Below are 23660 nucleotides of genomic sequence, written 5' to 3' on the forward strand. Positions count from 1 at the left end.
AAGCCGAAGCGCTGACATGCAGCCCAACTACAATGGGTGTCTTTTCAGTCAGGGAGCAACCCAATGAGCTTCGGCAAAACCACCCCGATCCTGCGGATTTTCGACGAAACCAAGGCATTGGAGTTCTATGTCGACTTTCTCGGGTTCAAGGTCGATTGGCAGCATCGTTTCGAAGCCGGTTTTCCACTGTATCTGCAAATCTCCCGCGGCGAATGTGTGCTGCATCTGTCCGAGCACCACGGCGATGCGACACCGGGCTCAGCCCTGCGCATCGAGACCGATGAGCTTGAGGTGTTCCAGCAGCAATTGCTCGCCAGGGAATATGCCTTCGCCCGTCCGCAGATTCAGGCCATGCCCTGGGGTAGCCAGGACATGACCATCAGTGATCCCTTCGGGAATCGGTTGGTGTTTACCAATGCGATCAGCGTTTGAGCGGGTCAGACACTGATCGCTCAACTGACGCGTGACCGGTTGTATTCCTGGTGTCTGAAGAGCAGTTCCCGGCCTCTCTGGATGGTGGCTCTGGCGGTGTTGATGTCTCGTTGCATGTCTGCGCGTTTTATCGAATGTGAGCCCGAAGTCACAATTCGGTTGGTCGCGATATCAAAAGTAAGCTTCATCGTTCCCAGTGGATCTCTTGGATAAAACTCTTCTACACCCAAGGTATTGAAGGCTTTGTTTATTTCCTGCGAGTCGTGTGCGAGGTACTCATCCAGCAAATGGAGAGCGTTGTTGAGTCTTTCGATTTTTTTTGCCGACAACCCCTCTTGTGCTGTCTTGACCTGACTGACCCCTTGGATCGTGCCAACCACGGCGCTGGCTAACGGCACGAAATTCGACAAGGCGGAACGCATGCCGGCCCATGCAAGTTTGCGACTGCCATGTTTTGTTCGAGGATCATGTTCCTTGATCGCGGTCTTTCCTTTTCCATAAGCGTTGTAAAAAGCCGTTCGTCCTGCTGCCTCTATTTGTTCAGGATCCAGCCGGCTGGCTTGAGGCAGCAAAGAGTGGGGCAGGTGTCGCGTCGTATCGGACTTCTGTGCCGCGGTGTCGAGCGTCAGCGAGGTAGCGATCGAGGCTGCACCGCTCGCTATCGGGCCGCCCGCCAAAGCCACAGTGCCGGCAGCCATTGACGCGGCAGCTCGGGAGACGTTGTAACCCATGCTCTGCCCGAATCGTTTGTAAATCTCACGATTGCTGAAACTGTTGTAGAGCTGATAGTTCAGGACACCCACTCGTTGCTGAACTTCCGACAGTATCTTTGGGTAAGTAGCCAGTTCTTCCTTTATCTCTTCCTGTTCTTTATTGGTTCCTAGCCTGTCGACATAACGAATGGGATTGTTACCCACCATGCAGTAGAGATTCAGGCCGTCGGCAATCCCCGTCGGATCCGGGCTGATCCACCGCTGTAACCAGGGTGCGTAATATCTATAGCCGTAGTAATACAGCCCGCTGGCATCGCGCTCCTTACCCGAGTAGCGAACGGTTCTGTATTTCGCCTCGATTGTGTCGCGCGCGGCCCGCCATGCTGTCGTGCCAAACGGGTAATAGCCTTCTTCGCTGATCAGTTGGCCTTCGGCATCGAGTTCCAGGGTGGTAGACCCCGGATGGTCGTCAAAGGTGTATCGCAGGGCGCCATTGGTGATGGATTCGGGTAGTCCATCAGACCAGTGCAGGCAACGAACCTTGAACGCGCCCGCATTCACGGTGACGACGTCGAGTCGTTCCTTACTGCCGACGCGGATTTCCAGTCCCGGCAAGTACAGCACGTCATGAACATGGGTGGTGGCGTGAGCCTTTTGCGTCTGGCGCTTGCGCACTCGCTGACCGTTTGCACCATAGAGGTAGGTTTCGGCGTCTGCATTCCCGTCGTCACGCTCGATCAACGCGGCGCGCTGCAACTGGTTGCGGGCGTTCCACTCCAGCGGTTGACCGGCCTGCAATGCTTGCAGGTTACCGTTGGCGTCGAAGCCTTTGGCAAAGTCCGGTTCCGGATCACCGACATCCCAGGGCAGGGCGCGATTACTGCCAGGGGCGATGCGCATTTCGCGGGTATAGTTATTGCCCTCGCGCTGATGGCGCAGCTTGATCAAGTTGCCGCGCACGTCATAACTGTAATGCTGAGTGAAGTTGAGTAGGCGACTGCGGTCACCGATGCGCGATGACCAGGCCGGGAGCGGTGCCTGAATCCGCGCACGTTGTTCTTCGCGGCCAGAGGCTTGGATCAGCTGATAAAGGCTGTCGTACACATAAGTGCTGACCGGTGTAATGCGCTGATTGGCATTGTGCTGCTCGGGTTTGCTGTGGTCTTCGACACTCAAAACGTTGCCGACAGGGTCATAGCCATAACGCAGTGTTTGCAGGTTGCGCCCCCCGACTCGTGAGGTATTTCGTCGCAGCACCCGACCATTCTCCGGCGTGTAAACCGTCTCATGGGTGATCTTGCCGCCGAGGGTTTGCGAGGTGATTTGCCCTTGGGCGTTGTAGTGGACCTGATCGAGAATCAACCTTTGTTCTGGGGTACCGTTGAGTTGCAGGGTGACCTTCTTGAGCTGTCCGGCAACATCGAACCAGGCGCGTTGTGTGTGCCCTCGGGCATCTTTCTGTTCGAGGACTCCACCTGTGGGAGCGTACTGCCAGCGGGTGGTGTAGCCGCTACCGCTTTCCAGCAAGTCATCACGTTTTTCAGGCTCTGCCGGCCAATCCACCGTTTGCGGACCGTTCAGCAACCGTCGTGTTTCGCGGAGCAGATTTCCCGTCAGGTCATAGTCCTCCAGAAACAGGCTGCCAGCCGGGTCATCGTGACGAACCAATCGACCACACTGGTTGTGCCGTGCGTACTCCGGCGAGCTGGCTGCATAGGTAAGACGCTCGATGACGCGGCTATTGCTTCCCTCTGATGTTTCGCCTGTCAGCGTCGGGCGGAGCTGGTTGTCGTAGCTCATTTGCCAGTGGCTGCCGCGGGAGTCCCATTTTTCAAGCGTCTGGCCAGCCTCGCCAAAGAAGCTCAAACGCCAGCCCGCATCGGTACTTTCATCCAGTAATACCGCTCCTGACAGGCTGCTGGTCTGTATGAAGTCAGCGGTGTTTACGACGTCGGAGTGGGAGTGCCGTTCAACGACTTGCAGACTGAGGTCGTGACGGCTGCGTTTGATGCGGGCCTGCGGTTGTGCAATGAGTTCATTGCACAAGTAGCTGACCTCACGAACCTGAACGCCGCGACCATCGACGACATTCAATGTGGGTGTGTGCGCATGAGTGTTGGCGTTCATCTGTCGTCCTCCTTGAGGATGGAGGCTGGAAGCCCGGTGTCGTTTTCGTCCTCGGCGATGGAATACCAGGGGTGGCAGGTGTATCGGGACTCGTCGCCCTTGGCGTTGATGACTCGGTGGAGTCGACCGAGTGGATCATGGAACTGCTGATCGCACAGACCTGACTGGCGCAGCGATTGATCGTTGATGTAGCGATGGCGGTCACTGAAGTAAGGACGATACATCCGGATAACTTGCCCCTTGTTGTCATACTCCATGCGCTCGCTGACACACCAGCGAGGATCGACCTTTTGCATACGAGGGACGCCGTCGGTCAACTCCAATGCGCCATTTTCCTTGACGGCCCACGCCAGCCCGGACTCGACTTTCTGTTTGCTTTGCAACGGTCTGCCAAATCCATCCCAGCAAGCGAGGGTGATGCGGATCTGTTGTTCAGGTTCACCGGGCAGGCGATCGGCCTGCATCGTGGCGCAATGAACCGGTTCACGCTGAGCGTTTTGTATAAGTGTCTGTAGTTTCTCTGTGTAGGGGGTCTTGATTAACAGACTTGGCAGGCGATTACGCGCACTGGCGCGAATATGTCCGGTGGGCATCAGGTCGCCAGCCGCCACCGCTTGTTTGCGCCAGTCCTGCTCCTGTTGGGTCGTGGCAGCAATGTGTCCCATCCAACTGAGTCGATCGTAAAAATACGCAGTGGCGATCTGCTGTAACGCTCTTTGCGGGTTTTCGATGGCGATGTCTGGGCGACCATCGTAATGCCGGGTATAGGTACTGATCGGTTTGAAGCCGCTGGTAGTGTCCGACTGATTTTTGTAGTAGCTCAGAGCCTGTAGCTGTCCGCAAGCGTCGTACAACGCTTGTCGAATGTTCCCGTCGGGATCGATGATCTGTTGGGGCAGCAGGGTTCGATAATCGATATCGGTTGTTTGCGTGGTGCAGTCGTCCGGCAGGACGACTTTGGTCACCAGGCAGAAATAAGGGTCGTGACCGATGGTTGTCGGGCCGTGTTGCCGGCTGGCCCTGACTGTCAGCGGCCGGCAAAATCCCTCCGGTTTCTGGTAAGTGGTAAAACCGAGTTGTACTGACCAGAGGTGATTTTGTTTGTCCCACTGATCATCGGCGGGCAGCGCGATGGGCATTTTTTTGTAGCCGCAGTGTTCAAGTTTTTGCCTGATATCCACCGCCGGTTTGTCTCCGGCAGACTTGAGCCGGTCATAGGCTTTCAGCGCCACATCATTGAGCTCGGCGATTTCCTGATAATCAACCAGCCCTTCGACGCTGGCCTGGCCATCCGGGAAGCCATCACTTGCGTCAGGTTTCCTGTAGCGCTGTAAAGACATCCCGGTCAAGACCCGATGGTCCTTCCAGGCAGATGACGCACTCAACACACGCAGAGACTCATGATTGAGACTGGCGGGATCCAGGCCGTCGGCCAACGGTGCCTTGGGCAGTTTCAATGCGTTGCTGCGTTGCAGATAAGGCAATCCCAGGCGTCTGCTGTTGCTTGTGCTGATGTGAATGAATTGAGCGTTATGTTCGCTCAGGTAGTAATACTGCTGGGCTTCGTCATGGGAATCACCCCACCATTTTTTCTCCCAGGTATCTGTGAAGGGGCAGTCATCGGTAGCGCTCAAACGGCGGGCATAACTGATCTGCAGATGATGGGTGAGGTACCCGTAAGCGTCCCATTCCAGATTGATCGTATGCGTGCAGCGAGGGTCTTGCGGGATACGCTCATACTGGTAGCTGATCGACTCGACAATGACCGGATGCACGATTGAATAAGGGCTGTATTTGCCCATGCCTCTGAGTTCGTTGACCTTGTAGCGATGTTCCTGCACTGAGTATGGGAGCTTCGACTTCGGATCCTGTCCCTGTCCGTAGACTTCCACCCGCAAGATCCGTCCGTTTAGCGCCCGGGCGATTTCCCGTTGACGGACGTCGGTATAGGTCTTGGTCGGGTCATGGCGGGTGCTGCGCGGTGTCCAGCTTTCTCCCAGCTTCTGAATGGTTCCTTTGAGGCCAACGGCTTTTTCATCGCTTGAGTTTCGATCCCGGATGAGCGCATCGATGTCGTTACCGATGTGGAACCAGGTTTTGGTGAGGGTCGGTGCGGAGTGGGGACTGTTTTGTGTGCTGTCAGGGCGGGTGGGACTATCCGTCTGTATGAGCAGGCCGAAACCGCGGAATTCATGTTCCGCGCCATCATAAAAACCTCGTCGGTACTTGAACCGCTGGCTTATCCGGTTTCCGCTGATCTCATCGTATTGGGTCTGTTGCTTGACCACGGGCAACTGGAGAGGGAGCTGACAAATCGATTCTTTGTTGTTTTTCTGCAAATGCTGCTTTTCATCCAGCCACTCTTGTGCCGAACTGCGATAGCTCAGGCTACAGGCCGCTCCCATATTGTTGTTGGTTCCCACGAGCAAATACGGTTTGACGTCGACGAAGTCGTAGCGCCAATGCCGTGGCGTTTCCCCAGCGACGCTGAAGACCAGGCTTGCGCAACCCAGGCCTTGCAGGTCTGTGGCAATGACCTTGCAGAAACGGTCATAGCGAAAGCCGTCGGGCCATGGCAGTTCAATCGCTGGGCTCAGGCTGTTGCCGCAGCGGTTCATGAAGATTCGCGCACAGTCCGCCTGCAGATAAATCAGGTCGGCAGCCCCCGAACCATCCACGTCGGCCAGCAAAATGCGTGAGGCATCGAATGACTCGTAGGGGAAATCCAGCGTGGCGATCACTCGCCCCTTGCCGAAGCGCCCTCGGCCAAGGTTCGGCCAGCACTTCACTTCGTTATGGCGTATCCGGATCAACTGTTGTTGGCCGCTGCCCAGCAGATCACTGAAGGCGACCAGTTCTCCCCGAGCGTTGCCGGGGCAGGGTAGGTCATCTTCGGCGACCTGGCGCGACACTTCGGTTGCCGGTGCAAATCCGGTGTCTTTGCGGTTGGCGTATAGCCGCACACTGCGAGGGCCGAGCATCACCAGGTCGCTCAGCCCGGCACCCATCAGGTTCGCGAATTGCCCATGCGGGTGGAAAAACTCTGTCGGAACCGCCGCAAACGGGGTGAAGCCTGACCATTGGCCATCCGGTGCCAGTGTGAAGAAACCGCTGTAACCAGGCTGTGCCACTATCCAGTCGGGCCAGCCGTCGCCGTTCAGTTCACCGAGAAACTGTCGAGGTGATGCGCGACTGTCGGCAATGGGGATTTGCGGCAGCTCACGCCATGGCATATAGGCCACATGATCGCCTCCCGCTTCCTGTCGGCAGGGGGGGGCGTAGCGCCAACAATTGTCGGTCTGATGAAGCACGCCGGGCAGGCCCTCGCCGAGCAAATCGATGAACTGAAAACGTTGCTGATGGTTAAGCCCGGACAATGCCTCGAAGGGTTTGTAATGCCGAGAGTCGGGACTGACGGCGAAGTCGGTATAACTGAACTCAACCGGTGGCAGGTATTCGCCGCTGCCGCTGTAGGCTTGATTGAGCACGGCACTCAACAAATTGTAGGAAAGGTGGTTGGTCTGGTATTGGAGCAAGGTGCGTCGCACCAGTACCGGCTCGTTCCCCATGGAGGGTTCATTCGGGAAGTGATGAAACATCAGAACCTGCTGGCACAGGCGTTGAGTGCGTAACTCGAAACCGTAGCCGAAGTCCGAGAATGGATCACTGCGGACCGACCATGATCGCCATCCGGGGTGCTGCGGGTTGTCTTCCTGTCCTGCTGCGGGTTCGCCATAGTCGAAGCGCAACTCGAAATGCCAGCGGACATCCTTGAGCCCATCGTCTGTGCATTGAAAGAGCTGTAGGGCGGCAATGAAATTGCCATAACACACCCGGTTCAGGTAACGCTGGGCACGGCAGTCGATGTCCGCCGTGAAGTGCGTATCTGCGATGTACTCGTAGCAAATATGCTCACCCAGCGCATTCATGCTCTCTTCGAGCAGCCACTCACCGACCTGCGCCGGGTTATCGGCCGCAGTACGCCTTGCCAGGGGCGTTTTTCCATAGACATGCTGGCTACCGTCAGCGCTGTAGATCAACCAGAAACCCGGTTTGTCACTGTCCCGAGACCAATGCTCGATTTTGGCAAAGTCGGTTTCGACACGAGGTCGATAGCTGACAACCTTGTGTAGCACCTGCCGGCTGCCGTCGGAACACATTTTATTGATTGATTGGATGGCGCCGGTCTCGCGATCCCGTTCAGGCATCCAGACCTGGCCATCGGACCCGACGAACAGATCATCGTCGGTGTAGGTCGGAACGCCCAGAGTGGTACGCCGCGCGATAGTCGCCAGGGGTAACGCCCAGCCGAGACCGAAAACACCATTGCCTTGAGCGCTGCTATAGCGCAGGGTCAGCGCCGGCGCATAGCCACGGCCGGTCGATACAGGCAAGGGGATTTCGCAGGAGGCTGCACCGTTGGTGCCGACAGTGCCGAGCTTGTCTCCAATGGAGTGAATGGCGCCGCCGCCTTTGGGCAGCGTGGGAGGGGTTGCTATCAGGGAGGCGTCCTGGCTCATTGCGCACCTCCATCAGTCCTGGCGGTGTATTGCACATGGATAATGATGTCGGTGAGTGACTCGAGCATGGATTTCTGGGCGGTATGATTGGGAAACGACAGCTTCCATTTCGATACCGCGCCGGTGTATTCAAAAGGCAGGTAGCGTTCGTCCTGAAAGTTCAAGGTGAACAGACCGCTGTCGTCGATACCTGTCGACAGGGCAATGTGCTGATTGGCCCGCAGACTTTTCATGACTGTCTTGTCGGAGCCGGGCATGACGACTTCGCTGCTTGTCTGGGTCAGCGTGGCACGGATATCTTCATAAGGGCCGAGGATGGCCGGCAGGGAAATACTGAGATTCCTGATCCGGCGCAGACAGTGTCCAGGGTAGTCATGGTCAAAAAGGCTCTGCGTCAATTCAAACTCGCACGAGCCGGTCTCGACCAGGGTGGATTTGATGCCTTTGATCGGCGTTTTGTCTGCCGCGAGCGTATCGTCCCAGGGTTTGTTGATTGAAAGTGGAACCGTAATCTTTTCTTTCGACTGGAGCTGACGTAACGATACGGTCTTGCGGATTTCCAGCTCGCGTTCGTTGCCCAGAAGATAGGCACTTTTCATCTTCAGCAAACCCAACTTCATCCCTTCGCCGGGCCCGAGCCCACGATAGGTACTGTTCCAGGCCTGGGGCTGAAAGAACGTCTGCGTAGAGTAGTCGACCATTTCGTAGCGCCAACACCGTTCGGTGAGCTGGCACAGCGACAACGTTGCGTCATACACCTGGTAATAGAAGCCGGACAGTTGGTAGGTGAACCATTGATACAGCTGTGAGTTGGTAAAGCGCTTGCTGAGGAAGTCATAAGAGGATTTGGCTTGCCTCAGTGACGTTTGGGTCTGGCGTAACGACAACTGGGAGGCGGTCTCCCGTTCGGCTTCAAGCTCCAGCTGTGCATCGTACTGCTTGATTTCGAGTTGGGCTTGATCACGGGCAAGAGTCCACTCCTGATGGCGACGACGGTATTGCGCCGCGCGTTCGAGCGCCTCGCCAGTGCCATGGGCGGCGGCCGCTAATTCTTGAGCCCCGGCCATCAGCGCAAAGGGAACCCCTTCGAGACGATGCCCGCCGTCGGCCAGACCAAAAATGTTGGGAACGACCTTCAAGCCCTCGCCTATCACTTGGGCTGCGTGTGCGCCTGCTTCGGCAATGCGTCCCGCCAGGTGCGCTGCAGCCGCGGCGATTTCCTCCGGATAGACCCCCTCATTGACCAGCCCGCTGTAGTAATCCAGCCGCGCTTGCACAATGGCTTTACTGGCTAATAGAGCCTCCTTGTTTTTTTGGTCGATCTTCAACGCCTGGGTCTGCAGATCCACGGCAATGTTTGCCAAATCCCAGACGTGATGTTGTTGAAGTTCCTGATAGCTGGCTTGCTCGCCGCGTTCGATGAATGACAATAACGTTGCACCGAACTGAATGACTGTATCCACCGCACTCATGGCGTGGGCATGTAGCGCACTGAAGCGGTAAGGCGGAATTTCTGACCCGGGACGCTGGTCCGTTCCAGGTTCTGCGGCGCGTTGAGGGTTGGATGCGGACAGGTTGCCGGGTGTTGCGGGTGCAGCGAAAAGGGGAATCCTCATGGGTCTGCCAACAATATCCAGATTGTGTCTGAGATTGTGCAGACGACTCTCCAGCTTTTCCCAGCGTGCGATCAGCACCGGGTTGAACGGCAAACGCAAATGGGGCGTATCGATCGTGTGCACCGAGGGGGGCGGTGCATAAGGACGGACACAGACTTGAGGGGTTGACGTGGAAGAGTTGGATTGATGTTTTTTGTCTTTGCCAAGTTTTTTCTCAAAAGCCCGAAGTTCCTGGTTGGTCTCATCACTGAATTTTTTCAGCTCGACTGTGCTCCAGAGGTCGGTTTGTTTGAGGTCCGGGCGTGGCCCCAACAGGTCCTGTGCGCGGATGTAGCACAGCTTGGCCTGCGCAAGGCCGTCGGGGGTCAACGTGCGGTAGGCCGCATCACCACGATTGAGCAAAATATCGATGTAGAGCATGTACAAGGCTTTGCGAAAGTGCACCGGGTGACTGAGTGCAATCTGATGCGGGTCTTGTGGGCCCTGGATGGCATAGGTAGTTTGACCGGGTGCTGGAGTTTCGTGGTCTTTCAACGGCATGGCATTCCAGTAGTCGGAATTCTTGCCAGCGACCGCCTTGCGGCCGGGGTTGAACAGGTATTGCAGCCAGTGTTCCGCTTCACTGTATTGGCGTTCAACGTTGAGGCGGTGCGCTACGACCCATGGAAGGTACAAGAACAACTCGACGAAGTAGCGACCATAGGCGCCATAGAAGTCCATCTGCTCTGCACTTCCACTTTCTTCGAACGGCGGTTCTTTCAGGTGTTGGGTATCCCAGCTCAGCAGCGTGTCCATGCTTGTCTCGGCACGCTCAATCAGATGCTTGGCGAATGTGATGTTCAAACGAATAGGGGAGCGCTCCTTCCCGGTTTGAAGTTCACCATCGCTGCGACTGATGCCCGAGCCTGTAAAGTCAATAAACTCTGTAGTGCCTAAAGTAGCGTCTGAATGAGTATTTATTTTAGGCGGCCCGGATTGTCTATTGTTGCAAACGACGTCGGTGCTTGTAGGGAGCGTAGCCTCTACAATGTTTAATAGAATGTCTGCGTCGGTTATTGCAGAGGCGTTTGCGGGGCGCTTGAATTGCATTTTTTTATTACTTTGGCACGGTTTAAACGGTTCGTAATTCTTTTTGAACTCAGACACTTGCTCAACTTTTGAGTCTTTGTCTATATAGGCAGCCATGAACCAGGTCATGTCCACTAAACCGGAAAGCCTCGGGATATATACACAGATGAATAACGAGTCCGAAGAGTGCGACTGATCTTGAATCGCAATGGTTCGCGTGTCGTTCCTGAGATTGACTGAAGCAAGCTTGATTAGCTGAGCCTTAGACATGTGTTCCTGCAGGCAGGTCTGCGGTGTGCTCCAGCTTCCGTCGTATTTTTTGTAGCAAAGGTTCAAACGGAACAACGGACAGTTTGAGTCATCGTTGCTCTGCGCCGACTCGCTTTGCTTCGGCTTGTCTTGAAAGATGCATTCGGCCCAAATCACGTACAGGCGATTGTTGAACATGACGGGGCGAATGGTGTGTTCAATGGCGCTTTCGGAAATCGGCAGGTTGATGCGCTCCCAGTCCGACCAGGCTTGTGGTTCCGGAGCATCGTATTTATTGGAAGAAGAGCCCGGTATCGACGGGCGATGCGCCATGTCCAGCGACCGCCAGTAGTACGTGCCGACAGAGGGGGATTTGGCAATGAAGTAATAAGTACTGTTGGCAAAATCGTCTCCGTCGATGTAGCCGTTGATCGTGGTCAGATTGGCGACTTCTTCGAGCCGTGTCAGATAAGCCAGTACCGCCGTTTGAACGGACTCGGCAGAAAGTTGGTTCTGGTTGATGTCGTTTTCCAGCTGCTGAAAACTATCGGTCCTGAGGTGGCGTAGGGTCGGGTCCAGATAGAGCGCTGGAAAATAATGTACACGCTGGTTGGCGGCCCAGGTCGAGTAGTGATGCATCACCGTGCGCCAGGTCTCGACCTGATCCTTGGGAATTTGCGCGGTGTGATACCCCGGCTCCATGTTGCTCAGAATGCTGTTGATGTATTGCTGCAGGCTGGCAATCGTGCAGGCTACCGGGCTGGTGGGCACATCCTGGCTGACCAGCACATCGAGTAACCAGTAATGGTAGAGGTCACCGGCGGTTTTCAGGTGCTCTGCGATTTTCAGCGACTTCAGTGTCGTGTCGTCCGGCACGATGGCTGAAAGGTAATACGCGAGTTGAGCGTCACGCAGGCTTTCGTTGAGTTGCTTTTCAATGGAGGCAGACATGTTCATTCCTTGAGCATGTAGTGGGATCAGTGACTGGCAGCCATAACGGCTTCGCCAACTTTTTTCCAGGCAACGGACGTACTTTGATTGTTCAGGGCTGTAGCGTTAAGCAGCGATGCCGCACTCAGTCCCGTGGCTTTGCAGGCTGCGTGGCAGCGCATGAGCCAATCCAGGTCCTTCATGGTTCGAGCCTTTTTATTGGCCAGCATGTTGGTCAAAACAGCAACTTCCGCGGCTGTCCAGTTCAGCAGCGTGGCCAGAAAGCCGTTGATTACCGTTGTGGAGGCGCTTGAGTTGGCGAGTTCCAGGTAACTCAGAAGACTTTCTTCAGGGTGTTGGTGAGTGATCATGCAATGGTTGAAGCGATCAAGCAGGTACAAACTGTGCAGGGTCAGTTCCGGCTGTGAGCCTGAAATTCCCAGCCAGCCTGGATGCTTCAGGAACAAGCGCAGGGCCCTGTTGCTCAGATTCAATTGGACGGTTGCTTCGGCATGACGCAGGGTCGGTTGGAGTGCCTCGGGAAGTCGGGTCAGGTGTTCGTCATGTCGTGCAGCGGTCAGGATCTGGTAAATCGACGACCCAGCCCATGCCACCACGCCTCTGGCGCAATTCATGGGCAGTTGGGATATGTCCTGTATAAACTTCTCTACCGTATGCAGCTGTCGGTCATGGGCAAGCAGCAGCAGGTCGTAGAGTTTCTTTTTTGTTTCCTGCTTGATCCGATCGTTTTCCAGTTCCTGTGTATTGATGAGCAGGTCCAGAGCAGTGCTCAGTTTTTGCGGCACATCGTCCTCCAAGGAGGGGGCAAAGTTTTTCAACAGCCCTTTTTTGTCAAGCAGTGTTTCCAAGACCTGACACCAGTCGTCGACATTTTTTGGAAGCGACAGCTTTGCAATCTCTCGAGGTGTTACCGCGGCCGCGTTCGCATCGCGGTTCAGTTTGCTCAGGTGTTGCTGCAAATTCAGAAACCCATGATCATCGCTGTTCCTGGGCTCCAGAAGGCGTCGCAGCTTGGGGATGCTGAAAACGGAGTCATTGAGCCAATTGGTTAGCCAGTCCATTTGCATCAGTACATCAAGCAAATGGAGTTCATCAAGGTCCTGGAATTCATTAAGCATCAGCGTGACATCGGGGTAGTTGGAAGTTTCATCGGGGAGGCCGCTGGTCTTATCGCGTGGACTCTGTATCACGATCGCTACTTTATTTTTGTGGTTTATCCATGCTTCGAAATCGACGTCGGACAGCTTTATTGGGCAACCCTCAAGAGAGACTTCAGTATCACGGGCAACGGCAGGAATCTGGCTTATCGTGATGCTGTGTTTATCATCGTTCGAGTCGTCGGGGAAACGGATGTAGATGCTTCCTGTAATTTTGCTATCAACGAACAATGAAGTATTGGTTGTCAGTGTTGATCCTGACAGAAGCAGGAGGGGATTCTCTGGATCAAATTGCTTGGGTACACGAAAGCGTGCGACTAGCTTGAAAGACTTATCGGAATCTTTGATGTCTATCAGGATTGTATGACTGTCTACGATGTTTCCGTTTGTCAGGCATTTGGAAATTTTCTCCCCCCCCAGCAAGTTTGCCAGCGTCGCACTGTCGGTAATCGAAATACCGAACATTCGTGCAATCCGCGCTTGTCGGTAGATTGATGACAAGGTGCGTAAATCACATTTGAGCGAGCCCAGGTATTGCTCGGTGTTCTTGACGATCTGCAATAAAGAATCCTCCGTCAGGGCAACACCCAAGCTGGCACTCAGGTGCTGGAGGATGGTGTGGGAGGTCGGGTCCGAGTTGTCAGCAGTGAAGGCGCGTTCATCGAGCACAAGTGGTTTATCGAATAGTCGGGCCCGGTTGAATACCCGGTCGAATAACGAGGGAGCATCACTGTTGGAATAGGGCGTGACCTGGTGAAGCAATGCACCGAACTCTTCGGCGTCGATCGAGTACCGCCGATTGAAATAGCGATAGATCCCCAAGACGCTTACTGTATGAGCGTCGAGTTGCATGGATGTATTGCGCGGTACCTGGGATTCGAATGCGCTGACGATCAGACTGTCCAGATCGGCAAAAGGGATGTCGAGCCAGCGGTGCAGGCGGATCATTCGATTCAGGCGTTCGAGTCGTCGGTCAGTCAACTGATCGATCGTCTTGGTGTCTCCCTCTTTTTCATCCCCCTTTTTTTTACTTCCCTTTGTTTTGACGAGCTTCATAGTGGCGCCGGCAGAGTGAGGGCCGTTGACATAGCGGGCGCCGTACGGCACCGGCGTTTTCGTCAAGTCACTGGTTGATTTGCGTGGCGCATGTTTGCCTTGCGCGAGCAGCATTTCCATTTGCTCGGCATTCAGCTCGGTACGTTCCAGAAAGGTGTTCAGGTTCCTCAGGCTGGAAGGCTCGTCGATGCCAAAGTTTTTTTTCCAGTAATCCGCTCTGGCTTTGACTTCGGTCAGGGCAAGAGGCTTTTGATTGACCGTTTCAGTCAGCAATTTTTCATTCAACAAGTCGTCTGTCAGCACTGCCTGCTGTTGAGGGCCCAGACCGGACATCAATTTCCGGGCGTCGGCAGAAGTAGCGCTCAGCACGTTGCCGTATTGATTATCGATGGTCTGTGTGAGGGGCAGATGGGTGCTGATGAGATAATTCAATTCTCCCAGCGATAGCCTCTTGGCGCCAAACCCCAGCAGGCATTGATGATGAAAAAATTCATAGGGAAGCGCGAAGGGATAATGCTTTTGCGCCAATACTTCATACGTCGATTTGCCCTCGTCAGCGGTGGTCTTTAGTGCCTCCTGAATGTTCTCATCCAGGATTTGATTGACGATCTTGAGCATGGGTTGTGCAGTGAAGGTGCTTTGCTGGTCGATCGATAACTCCTCGAGATCCGGACGGCGTTTGTGCAGCCGGATTCGATTGGCTTCTTCAGTGGTCGATTCAGATGCACTGGTTTCCAGTTGTTTGGCGAACAGATACAGCGCCCTTAGGTAGGCAACGGGCGAGTCGATGGCGGCGATCGAATCGATTTTGCAGGAGTCGTCCCAGTTTTCCTGAAACAGATTAGTGTAGGTCGGGCCCTGTTTCTCCACGCCGCGAATGCCGGGAGGTTGCCAGTGATGCTGTGCTTCTGGGGATGAGAGTTGCTGCTCCCGATACAAGTGGCTGATCTGCGCGGCGAAACATTTCGCGTTGTCGTAGAGTTTCCCGAAATCGATGTTTGCGAATTTTGCTTTGAGGGTTTCATCCTGCTCAATGGCGTCGTTGACGAGTTTTGTGAAGTCGGCCTCGGTGCGCCGGGCGACATCGAAAACCGATGTCAGCTTCAATGTGGTTCTGAAAAAAGTTTGCAGTTCCGTTTTGGTACTGCTGGTCTTGATCAGTGACTGAAGTAGCGGATAGTCGTCCATGCCGATAAGTCTCCTGTGAAGTGGAGCTATCGACTTTACTGTGCGAGGAGGGGGAGCGCCGTCAGCGCTGCAATGTGTGACGAGGTGGAAACATCGTCGCCGGGATGGCGACAGTTGCTGTCGACCTGTAGGACTTCAGAGTCCTCCCCCGTCGGCGTAAAGGCTGGCGGGGGAGGCTCACGCCGGGCGTTACACCCGGAAGTGACTCACCATCATCTGCAACTGATTCCCCAACCGCGCCAGTTCAACACTGGACGCAGCGGTTTCGTCGCTGGCGGCGGCGGTCTGTTCGGACACGTCGCGCACGTTGATGATGCTGCGGCTGATCTCTTCGGCCACGGCGCTTTGTTGCTCGGCAGCGGCAGCGATCTGCTGGTTCATCGACTGAATGTTGGACACCGTGCGGGTGATGTTTTCCAGTGATACGCCGGCCTTGCGGGTCAGCGCCACACTGCTGTCGGTCAGAACGCGGCTGTTGTTCATCACCGCGGACACTTGTTGAGTACCGTTTTGCAGGCCGGCCACCAGGCCTTCGATTTCCTCGGTGGATTTTTGCGTACGCTGGGCCAGGCCACGAACTTCGTCAGCCACTACCGCAAAACCACGACCGGCCTCACCGGCACGGGCCGCTTCGATGGCAGCGTTGAGGGCCAGCAGGTTGGTCTGTTCGGCTACGGCTTTGATCACGTCCATGACGCTGCCGATCTTGTCGCTTTCCTGCTGCAGTACGCTCATCGCTTCAGTGGAACGCACCACTTCGCTGGCCAGGCGCTCGATCTGGGCAATGGCTTCGTTGACCACTTTGTCGCCTTCGCGAGCTTCACCGTCAGCGGCGGCTGCGGCCTGAGAGGCTTCTTCGGCGTTGCGCGCGACTTCCTGCACAGTGGCCGTCATTTCATGCATGGCGGTGGCGACCTGATCGGTTTCCACTTTCTGGCTGTTCACACCTGCGCTGGTCTGCTCGGTCACGGCCGACAGTTCTTCGGCAGCGCTGGCGATCTGGGTGACGCCATCGCGGATGCCGCTGATCAAATCCCGCAGGGTCACGCCCATGCGTGCTATGCCTTGCTGCAACACACCGAGCTCGTCGCGGCGGGTCACTTTGATGTCCTGAGACAAGTCACCACCGGCGATGCGCTCGACCACTGCAAGGGTATCGCGCAACGGGCCGGTGATCTGCCGGGTGATGACCACGGCGGCAATGATGCCCACCAGCAACGCCAGCAAGGTGCTGATCAATTGCAGTGTGCGGGCCTGGGCGCTTTCGGCGTCACGGCGGTCGAGCTGGAATTGATACAGCTTATCGCTCAGGGTCACGATGGCGGCGCCCTGGTCGGTCATTTCCTTGCGTGCCTGCACCGCATCGTTGTTGGCGGCTTTATAGGCTTGCAAGGCGCTGCGGTAGTTGCTCAGCGCGGTTTCCAGCTGACGCAGGGCGTCTTGCTGGGTGTCGGCGAAATGCACGTTCAGCGACTTCAGGCTGGCGATGGCCGCATCCAGTTGGGAAAAGGCCTTTTGCTCGGTCTCGGCATTGGTGTTGGCGGTATAGCCGCGCACCTCATAGCGGGCAAGAATGAACGCTTCCTTGGCGGCGGTGATGGCCAGGAACTGTTCGAAGCGCTGATCGCTCAAGGGCATTTGCTGCACACGGATGTCGATCGCATCGATCAGCTTGCCGGCGGTTTCGGCGTTGGCGCCCATGGCGTCGCGGGCGCTGTTGCCGGTGCGGTAGGCGCTGCGCATTTTGTTCAGCGACGTCTGATAAGCGGCGATGGTCGCGGCCTGCTCTTTGAGCATTTTGACGTTTTCAGGGTTTTTGAAGCTGCCCAGCAGGGCGGTTTGCTGAGCAACAAAACTGTCCAGGGTGGTTTGCACATTCTGTGCGGCGGTTTCGTCGCCATTGGTCAGCATGTATTGCAAGCGAACCACACGCAGCTTGGTCAGGCCGGCATTGAGCTGAGTGATGTCGCTCATCCAGTTGCTGCGGTCAATCAACCCGCCCAGGCTGGTCCAGCCGGTCAGGGCGAGGATGCAGGTCAGTGCCAGGACCAGGCCGAATCCCAGGCCCAGCTTCAGGTTCACGCTGATGTTACCGAACCAGCTATTCATCAAATTCCTCCAGGAACGTTGCGCTTTAGATCGTCGGTTGGCTGGAAGATTTTTGTTTTTAGGAGCCAGCAAGGTGTGTAGCAGGTATATATCGGCAGCAATCGCGTGAGCTGAAAGGATTTTGTTGTACCGATTCTGTAACAAGACTTTTTTGGGGGCTCTTAAATTGGGCGGCTCTTAAGCTTTTTTTCACATGGGTTTCACCAGCAGCCGACGCGAGACTCTCTACTCTGGCGGCTTTGTATGATTGCGATGCATGCCGGCGAGGCGGCTAAACGTGGAATTGAGACTGAGTCTGTTCGGGATAAAACGCTCGATCGATCTGAGCCGTTTGGCCCGTTATCGAAACGCCGTGGTCATCGTGGCCTCGCTGCTGCTGGTGATTCCGCTGACCGTGTGGCTGTTGCGGCCTGCGGCTGTGCCCGATCTGGCCCATGGCAATGTGGCGGGCGCCCGTGCGCTGGCTGCGGGTTGGGCCAAGGGCGACATGATCGTGCTGGTGCGCCACGTCGAGCGTTGCGATCACTCCACCGCGGCCTGTCTGGTTGGCAATGATGGCATTACGGATCGCTCGCGCAGTGTGGCAGTGGGTGTCGGTGCGCAGTTTGAACATCTGGGCCTGAATAAGACCGATATCTATAACAGTCCGATCATCCGTGCGGCACAGACTTCCAGTTATATGTTCAACAAGGTTAGCGTCGGCGAAGACTGGCTGATCAACTGCAAAGGCAGCATGTTGCACGATGCCCTGGCGCACAAAGTGGCCGGGCGTAACCTGATTTTGGTGACCCACAGCGAGTGCATGGCGGAATTCGAAAAAGATCTCAAGCTGCCGACTGCTATTCTAGGCTACGGCGCCTCTCTATTTATCTCCGCTGAAAAACCTCAGGAACCTCGTATGCTTGGTTCCATCGAAGCCTCTGACTGGCATTCGGTGACCACCGAATGAGCTTCTTCATCATCCCTCTGGATCTGGACGTACGATGCTGACTTCTTCCCGTTACCGCTTTTACTGGGTGAACTTTGGTATTCCGCTGGCCTGCGCGGTCGCGGTGTTCCTGATGTTTGACATGACTAAAATAGACATCGCTTTCAGCGATCTTTTTTATGATCCGGTTACCCAGGTGTTTCCGTTGGAGCATGTCCGTCTGTTCGAGCAGATCACCCATAAATGGGCACGGATCATTCCGAACTGGACCGGTGAGATCGCGATCATCGGTGCCTTGCTGTCGTTTCTCTGGCCGCGACTGAAGGCTGAAAAGCATTCGAAGATCATCGCGTTTCTGGAAAAAATCAAAGTCGCACCCGTGCTTCGGTTCGCCAGTAAACACCGTCGGGACTTCCTCTACGTGGTGTTCGCGTTTTCCATCAGCACCGGCGTTATCCACTACCTCAAGAGCCACACCAGTGTGTACTGCCCGGTTGAAACCACTCAGTACGCCGGGAAAATCGAGCACAAGGAGTGGTACCAGAATTTTGACCTGCTGAAAGAAGCCGGTGACGGTCGCTGCTGGCCGGGTGGGCATGCGTCGGGCGGCTTCACCATGCTCGCGCTGTACTTCGTGGCTCGCCGCTACCGCTGGCGGTACGCTAAAGCTGTGATGTACGGCTCGCTGCTGCTCGGTTTCGTCTACGGCACGACACGGGTCCTGCAAGGCTGGCACTACATGTCCCACACCTTCTGGTCCGGGATCTTCGTGTGGCTGACGTGTTTGCTGACGGCGTTGGCGTTCTATGGGCGGGCGCGGTTGGAGCTGCCGTTGCTGCAAAAGGCTGCGCTACCCGTCGCTGAGCCGTCTACAGGGTTACAAAGTAGTACGCCTGACGTCCCACCTTCATTGTCTTGATAACCTTCAAGGGGGCAGCGGGTGCATTTGAGCCGGACATGAGCGCCACGTTGGTCGGTGAGGCGCTCAGAAACTCATGCAGTTGCGCCTCGGTATCCAGGCCTTTGAGTACGCGCCGGGTATAGAACACGCTGGCACCGCCGACCCGCTCGTTGGCCTGATACAGCGCAACCTGTTGCCCGCTGGCCTGCAACGTCTGAATCTGCTCGGTCAGCGGCAGGAAGGACAGTTTGCGATCGGCGTGAGGCAGAACCCATTGTGCGGCAGCGAGGTAGCTGCCGATCACCACCGCCAATACGCCAATGCCTACACCGCGACGATGCCGGACAATCAGCCTCGGCAAGGTCGACGCACCGGAGTAGGCTTGAAGTCGCTCGAACAGCACGCTCGCATATTCCGCGGCAATCACCGCCGCTGCAGGCGTCATGGACATCAGGTACACCGTGCGTTTGCTTGACGCCAGAGTCAGCATGACGAACTGCGCCAGCAGCCACACCGTGAAGAACAACAGGTAACGATTGGTCACCAGGCTTTTGCGAAAGTGCCACAGCCCCAGGTACACCAGAATGTTCCAGGGCGCAAAGGCCTCCGGCAGCTTGGCCAGGTAGTAATAGAACGGTTCGTAATGCCCGGCCTCGACGAAGGAGCCGCTGAAGCGCCCGACGCTATTGGTCAGCAATACCTCCCCCACGGCATGCGCGCCATCGCGCTGATACAGCACCGCGAGCCAGATCATCAGCGGCACCAATCCCAGCAGTGTCAACAGGCCGGGGCGCAGCCAGTCCGAGGGCTTCAGGCGCTTGTCCATCAAGGTTTCGGCCAGCAGATACGCGAAGATCACCACCCCAGGCATCGCCAGCCCCAGTACGCCTTTGCTCAAGGTCGCGATGGCGATCCCTGATGCAAAAAGCAGGGCGTTGCCGACAGTCGAGTACCGTGTCCCCTGAAAAAATGCCAGCAGCGCCATGCTCACGCCGAAGGCCAGCAACGCGTCTTCGCCGACGCTGCGCGTGTTGCTCCAGTAACTGGCCATGGTCGCCAGCAAAATCCCCGCCGTCCAGGCAATAACCTTGGGCCGGTCGAACCGCCGCAGCATCGCATACAGCAACATCACGCTGAACAACCCGGCAAACGCCGACGCCAGCCGCACCGCCCACGGCGTACCGCCGAATACGCGAATCGCCCCGGTGTCGAGCCACAAGCTCAAGGGCGGCTTTTCAAGAAATGGCTCGCCGAACAAATGCGGGGTCACCCAGTCGTTATCCAGGTGCATCTCCATGGCAATTCCGGCGACCCTGGCCTCCGTGGAACCTTGTAATTGGTGATTGCTTAGCGCGAAGAAAAACAGCAGAGCGGCGAGCAGAAACAGTGAAGAGACGGGGCGCGACATGAACTTCTGACTACCGAGCAGGGGACAGGGAAGCTTGAGCATACGAGGTGCATGCTTAACGAATCGTGAACGGCCAGCGAGAGGTCACGGGCGAAGTCGGGGCAGCACTAACGGGGGCTATCTGAGTAGCAGCGTCCTTCCTGGCGCTGTTATTGTCTGACGTCATGGAGTTTGTAGTTAAGGATGATGCAATGGAGCTTGCGCTGATGGTTGGCACTCACACATTGAGATTGAGCGCCCCCGCCCCCGAATGGTGTAAAGCGTTGCAGCATGCGCTGAACGTCAGTTTTACCGTCCACTGCGAATTTCTGCCCTGGGCTAAACCCTATACCACCGAGGACGAGGCCCGATCATTCCTCGCGCGGGCTGTCGATGAATTCAAAAGCGAAACCGGTGAGCGGCGGCTGTTTATCGTCGACGATGCCGCGCACGCGATCATCGGCTGCATTGGCTTGAAGCCCCGACGCCGCAACCGGTATGTCGTCGGCTATTGGGTCAATACCGAGTATTCGGGCAAAGGCTATATGCGCACGGCGCTTGTGGCGTTGATCAAAAGCATGCCCGGTTTCACGTGTTACCTGTCCATCGCCTCGGCCAATGTGGCGAGCCAGCGGCTGGCCGAAGCGGCCGGGTTTGGCTTGATCAGACGGTGTTATCAGATGCCTTGTTTGCAGCCGCATGAGGCGCAGGATACGTATTTGTATCGGTTGAAATGATTGTGGGAGCGGTCACTTGAACTGTCTGCTAACCAAATCGCAGACAAAAAAAAGCCCGCGGGAGGGCGGGCAAACCGTAGTTTCTTGAATGAGCGAGGGGAATGTACAGGTTGGAGGGAGGTGGTGGGGTGAAGAAAAGTTCATGTGGATGGCTGCCCTCCGGCGTGTCTGGTACTGCAGCTGTTTAAGGTAAATGGATCCGCCGTCAATCGGCCTCTGGGTGAGCGAAATACTCTAGAGTCGCATTAATGTTATGTATACGATACATTTAAATGTAAATGTCACGGTAATGGAACATGGATTATTCTTTGTTGATCTGCCGCTTAGGTAAGCAAATACGCGAAAAGCGTATGAATCGTGGCCTGACGCAAGCAAGTCTTGCCGAACTCGCCGGGCTGACTCGGCAGAAAGTCATCGCAGTAGAGAAGGGCACTCTTTCTGTGAGCATGAGTGCCTATGCGCGGGTGTTAGGTGCTCTGGATTGCGAATTTGCTGTCATTCCGGCAGCTATGCCGACCCTGGAAGAACTTGGTGATCTGTTCTAGATGAAAATGACCTCGCTCAAAGTCAGTACCCCCGAAGGGAGCTGCGGCCGAATCCTCACCAGCGCGGAGGATTTCATTTTCCGCTACGACGAAGAAGCATTGCCCAGCATGGCAATCAGCTTGACGATGCCCGTTCGCCCCGACGAGTTTCGTCGACGAGACCTGCACCCTATCTTTCAGATGAACTTGCCGGAAGGCTACGTGCTGGAGCAGTTACGTAATCGCCTGGCTAAAACCGTAAACGTTGACCCCATGCTGTTGCTCGCTCTGTCCGGTAGCAGTTCACCCATTGGCAGGGTTCATGTGCGCTCGGAGGCGGTCGATGCCCTGTTGGGGGAGCAGACATTTGTGGGGGAAAAACTTGAAGAGATTCTGACGTGGGATGGCACGGAAGATATCTTTGCAGACCTGCTTGATCGCTACATCCTGCGTGCAGGTATTTCAGGTGTTCAACCGAAAGTTCTGGTGCCGGAGCAGCAGGAGTCGCGACCACGAATCACCTCGAAAACTTCCGATTTGATCATCAAAAGTGGTCGAGACGAGTTTCCAGGTCTGGCGATCAACGAGTTCCTTTGCATGTCCATCGCCAAGGAAGCGGGCATCCCCGTCCCGGAGTTTTTCCTCTCCGACAATGCCAAGTTGTTTGTGATGCGTCGTTTTGATCGAGACGATCAATTCAATCCACTTGGCTTCGAGGACATGGCGGCGCTAATGGGGCTTTCAGCCGATCAGAAATACAGCAAAAGCTATGCAGCAATCGCCAAGGCGATCCGTCTGTTCTGCCCCGTGCAGCATCTGCGATCCTCCCTTGATCAACTCTTCGATAGCGTGGCGCTGAGCTGCATCGTTGGAAATGGCGACGCTCATCTGAAGAATTTTGGCTTACTTTACTCGGAGCCCACGCAACGTGATGCGCACCTGGCACCGGCTTATGACATCGTCAATACCACGGCTTATATCCCGGAGGATGTATTGGCTCTGGATCTGGCGGGCAACAAGTCAATGTTTGCCTCGCGACAAGGCCTGCTGGAGTTTGCGCAGACATGTGAAGTCACGCATCCGAAGGAGCGTATCCAGGCACTGCTGGCTGCGTTGGAGGTGGTGTTGGAACGCTATCCCCAGCATCGAGAACAGGCACCTCATGTGGTTAGTGCCATCCAAAAAGCGGCGGCGCCATTTGCACTGACTTTTGGGTAGCAATCCATTTTCGCGGGCTCGACGATAATTCGTTGCTAAGCGTACTCAACAGTAAGTTACACAAAGTGAAACCTTCTGCAGAGTCATGGGCATGCAGTCACACTCAGAACCTAGTCAGCCAGTGGTTTGCTGTGTCAGCAAGGCGTAACACCGCAATTGGATCTGATTACAAAAAAGCTGGGCGATCATGCAGGACTTAGGCTTCAAGATGTAGCAACGAAGGCAACAGACGGCATCAGCAAAAAAATGGGCGACCTCAATGAGGTCGCCCATTTTGTTTTTCTACGCGGAAATCTGCGTCTGTTGCCGTCGCTCAATCAACGAGCGCGATCACTCAATGCAAGACAGGAGGCGTGTCTACGGCCACCGACGCGTTCGGATCGAGGTTATCCCGCGCCCGGTTGACCAAAAGCTCGGTCAGCATCGTCAACTGCTGAAGCGCCAGTGCCACATTGCGCTGTGGGCCTTCGAGCTGGTTGGCAAAGTCCAACGTCATGACGTTGAGGGACGCCAGGGTTTCGCTGGCGTGAGCGAGCAGGGTGGGCATGTCGACGTCGGGGCGGACGCTGAAGATGTTCCTGTTCAGGTTGCGCCGACGGGCGCTGACGGCGCGTTCGGTGGTTTTGGGCTGTTGTGTCGGGTCGAGGGTTTCAGGCTGTGAAGTGGCCGGATTTTTCAGTGGGATTCGGGTGATCTTTTTCATAAGGGCGTTCCATAGGTTTAGGGATCCTTACGTAATTTCGGCTTGTTAAAACCATCCGCAGGGTCGCAGCGAAGGG

Annotated in this window: 13 protein-coding genes and 1 pseudogene; 6 read left to right on the plus strand and 8 right to left on the minus strand. The window is 55.8% G+C overall.

The features are described 5' to 3' along the window. Positions 1 to 63: 63 nt before the first annotated feature. Positions 64 to 432 carry a glyoxalase superfamily protein gene (locus PMI21_RS26835; RefSeq protein ID WP_007933418.1) on the plus strand — a complete coding sequence of 123 codons (369 nt, stop codon included), beginning with the start codon at positions 64 to 66 and terminating at the stop codon, positions 430 to 432. Between the two features lie 20 nt (positions 433 to 452). Here PMI21_RS26835 and PMI21_RS0127795 read toward each other — a convergent pair whose 3' ends face one another. From PMI21_RS0127795 to PMI21_RS30095, 6 genes and pseudogenes are all read right to left on the minus strand, one after another. Beyond that, positions 453 to 3272: an RHS repeat domain-containing protein gene (locus PMI21_RS0127795; RefSeq protein ID WP_007933420.1), complete on the minus strand. Its 2820-nt coding sequence runs from the start codon at positions 3270 to 3272 to the stop codon at positions 453 to 455. Then, entirely contained in the window at positions 3269 to 7792 is a 4524-nt protein-coding gene (locus tag PMI21_RS26830; RefSeq protein WP_007933422.1) for a SpvB/TcaC N-terminal domain-containing protein, read from the minus strand. Before PMI21_RS26830 ends, PMI21_RS0127795 begins: the two co-directional genes overlap by 4 nt. Beyond that, complete coding sequence (locus PMI21_RS26825) at positions 7789 to 11676, minus strand: neuraminidase-like domain-containing protein (RefSeq protein WP_007933424.1); 3888 nt, start codon at positions 11674 to 11676, stop codon at positions 7789 to 7791. Before PMI21_RS26825 ends, PMI21_RS26830 begins: the two co-directional genes overlap by 4 nt. A gap of 26 nt (positions 11677 to 11702) precedes the next feature. Beyond that, on the minus strand, positions 11703 to 15077 hold the full coding sequence (locus tag PMI21_RS28410; protein ID WP_007933426.1) for a Tc toxin subunit A: 3375 nt from the start codon (positions 15075 to 15077) through the stop codon (positions 11703 to 11705). A gap of 189 nt (positions 15078 to 15266) precedes the next feature. Beyond that, entirely contained in the window at positions 15267 to 16130 is an 864-nt protein-coding gene (locus PMI21_RS30090; RefSeq protein ID WP_443200752.1) for a methyl-accepting chemotaxis protein, read from the minus strand. A gap of 42 nt (positions 16131 to 16172) precedes the next feature. Then, a pseudogene (locus PMI21_RS30095) lies at positions 16173 to 17186 on the minus strand (methyl-accepting chemotaxis protein); the annotation flags it as partial. Positions 17187 to 17463: 277 nt separating this feature from the next. Between PMI21_RS30095 and PMI21_RS26815 the strand changes: the two are divergent. Both PMI21_RS26815 and PMI21_RS26810 read left to right on the plus strand, forming a co-directional pair. Then, entirely contained in the window at positions 17464 to 18135 is a 672-nt protein-coding gene (locus PMI21_RS26815; RefSeq protein ID WP_007933430.1) for a histidine phosphatase family protein, read from the plus strand. 34 nt (positions 18136 to 18169) lie between these two features. Next, on the plus strand, positions 18170 to 19033 hold the full coding sequence (locus PMI21_RS26810) for a phosphatase PAP2 family protein (protein ID WP_007933431.1): 864 nt from the start codon (positions 18170 to 18172) through the stop codon (positions 19031 to 19033). On the opposite strand, the gene PMI21_RS26805 is transcribed toward PMI21_RS26810, so the two are convergent. Beyond that, positions 18984 to 20423: an ArnT family glycosyltransferase gene (locus PMI21_RS26805; RefSeq protein ID WP_081499437.1), complete on the minus strand. Its 1440-nt coding sequence runs from the start codon at positions 20421 to 20423 to the stop codon at positions 18984 to 18986. The two genes, PMI21_RS26810 and PMI21_RS26805, sit on opposite strands and share 50 nt — an antisense overlap. A 191-nt stretch (positions 20424 to 20614) precedes the next feature. Here PMI21_RS26805 and PMI21_RS26800 point away from each other — a divergent pair, with 191 nt between their 5' ends. The 3 genes from PMI21_RS26800 to PMI21_RS26790 all read left to right on the plus strand — a co-directional run bounded on the left by PMI21_RS26800 (position 20615) and on the right by PMI21_RS26790 (position 22881). After that, positions 20615 to 21139, plus strand: coding sequence for a GNAT family N-acetyltransferase (locus PMI21_RS26800; protein WP_033063776.1), 525 nt, complete (start codon positions 20615 to 20617; stop codon positions 21137 to 21139). Between the two features lie 296 nt (positions 21140 to 21435). After that, positions 21436 to 21684: a helix-turn-helix transcriptional regulator gene (locus PMI21_RS26795; RefSeq protein WP_007933434.1), complete on the plus strand. Its 249-nt coding sequence runs from the start codon at positions 21436 to 21438 to the stop codon at positions 21682 to 21684. Continuing rightward, the gene (locus PMI21_RS26790) at positions 21685 to 22881 is read left to right on the plus strand and encodes a type II toxin-antitoxin system HipA family toxin (RefSeq protein ID WP_007933435.1); all 1197 of its coding nucleotides are present in this window, start codon (positions 21685 to 21687) and stop codon (positions 22879 to 22881) included. 334 nt (positions 22882 to 23215) lie between these two features. Here the strand turns inward: PMI21_RS26790 and PMI21_RS26785 are convergent, their stop codons facing one another. Further along, positions 23216 to 23584 (minus strand): DUF6124 family protein, encoded by a 369-nt coding sequence (locus PMI21_RS26785; RefSeq protein ID WP_007933438.1) that lies wholly within the window; start codon positions 23582 to 23584, stop codon positions 23216 to 23218. Positions 23585 to 23660: the final 76 nt, after the last annotated feature.

This window comes from Pseudomonas sp. GM18 (genome assembly GCF_000282195.1).
Taxonomy (GTDB): domain Bacteria; phylum Pseudomonadota; class Gammaproteobacteria; order Pseudomonadales; family Pseudomonadaceae; genus Aquipseudomonas.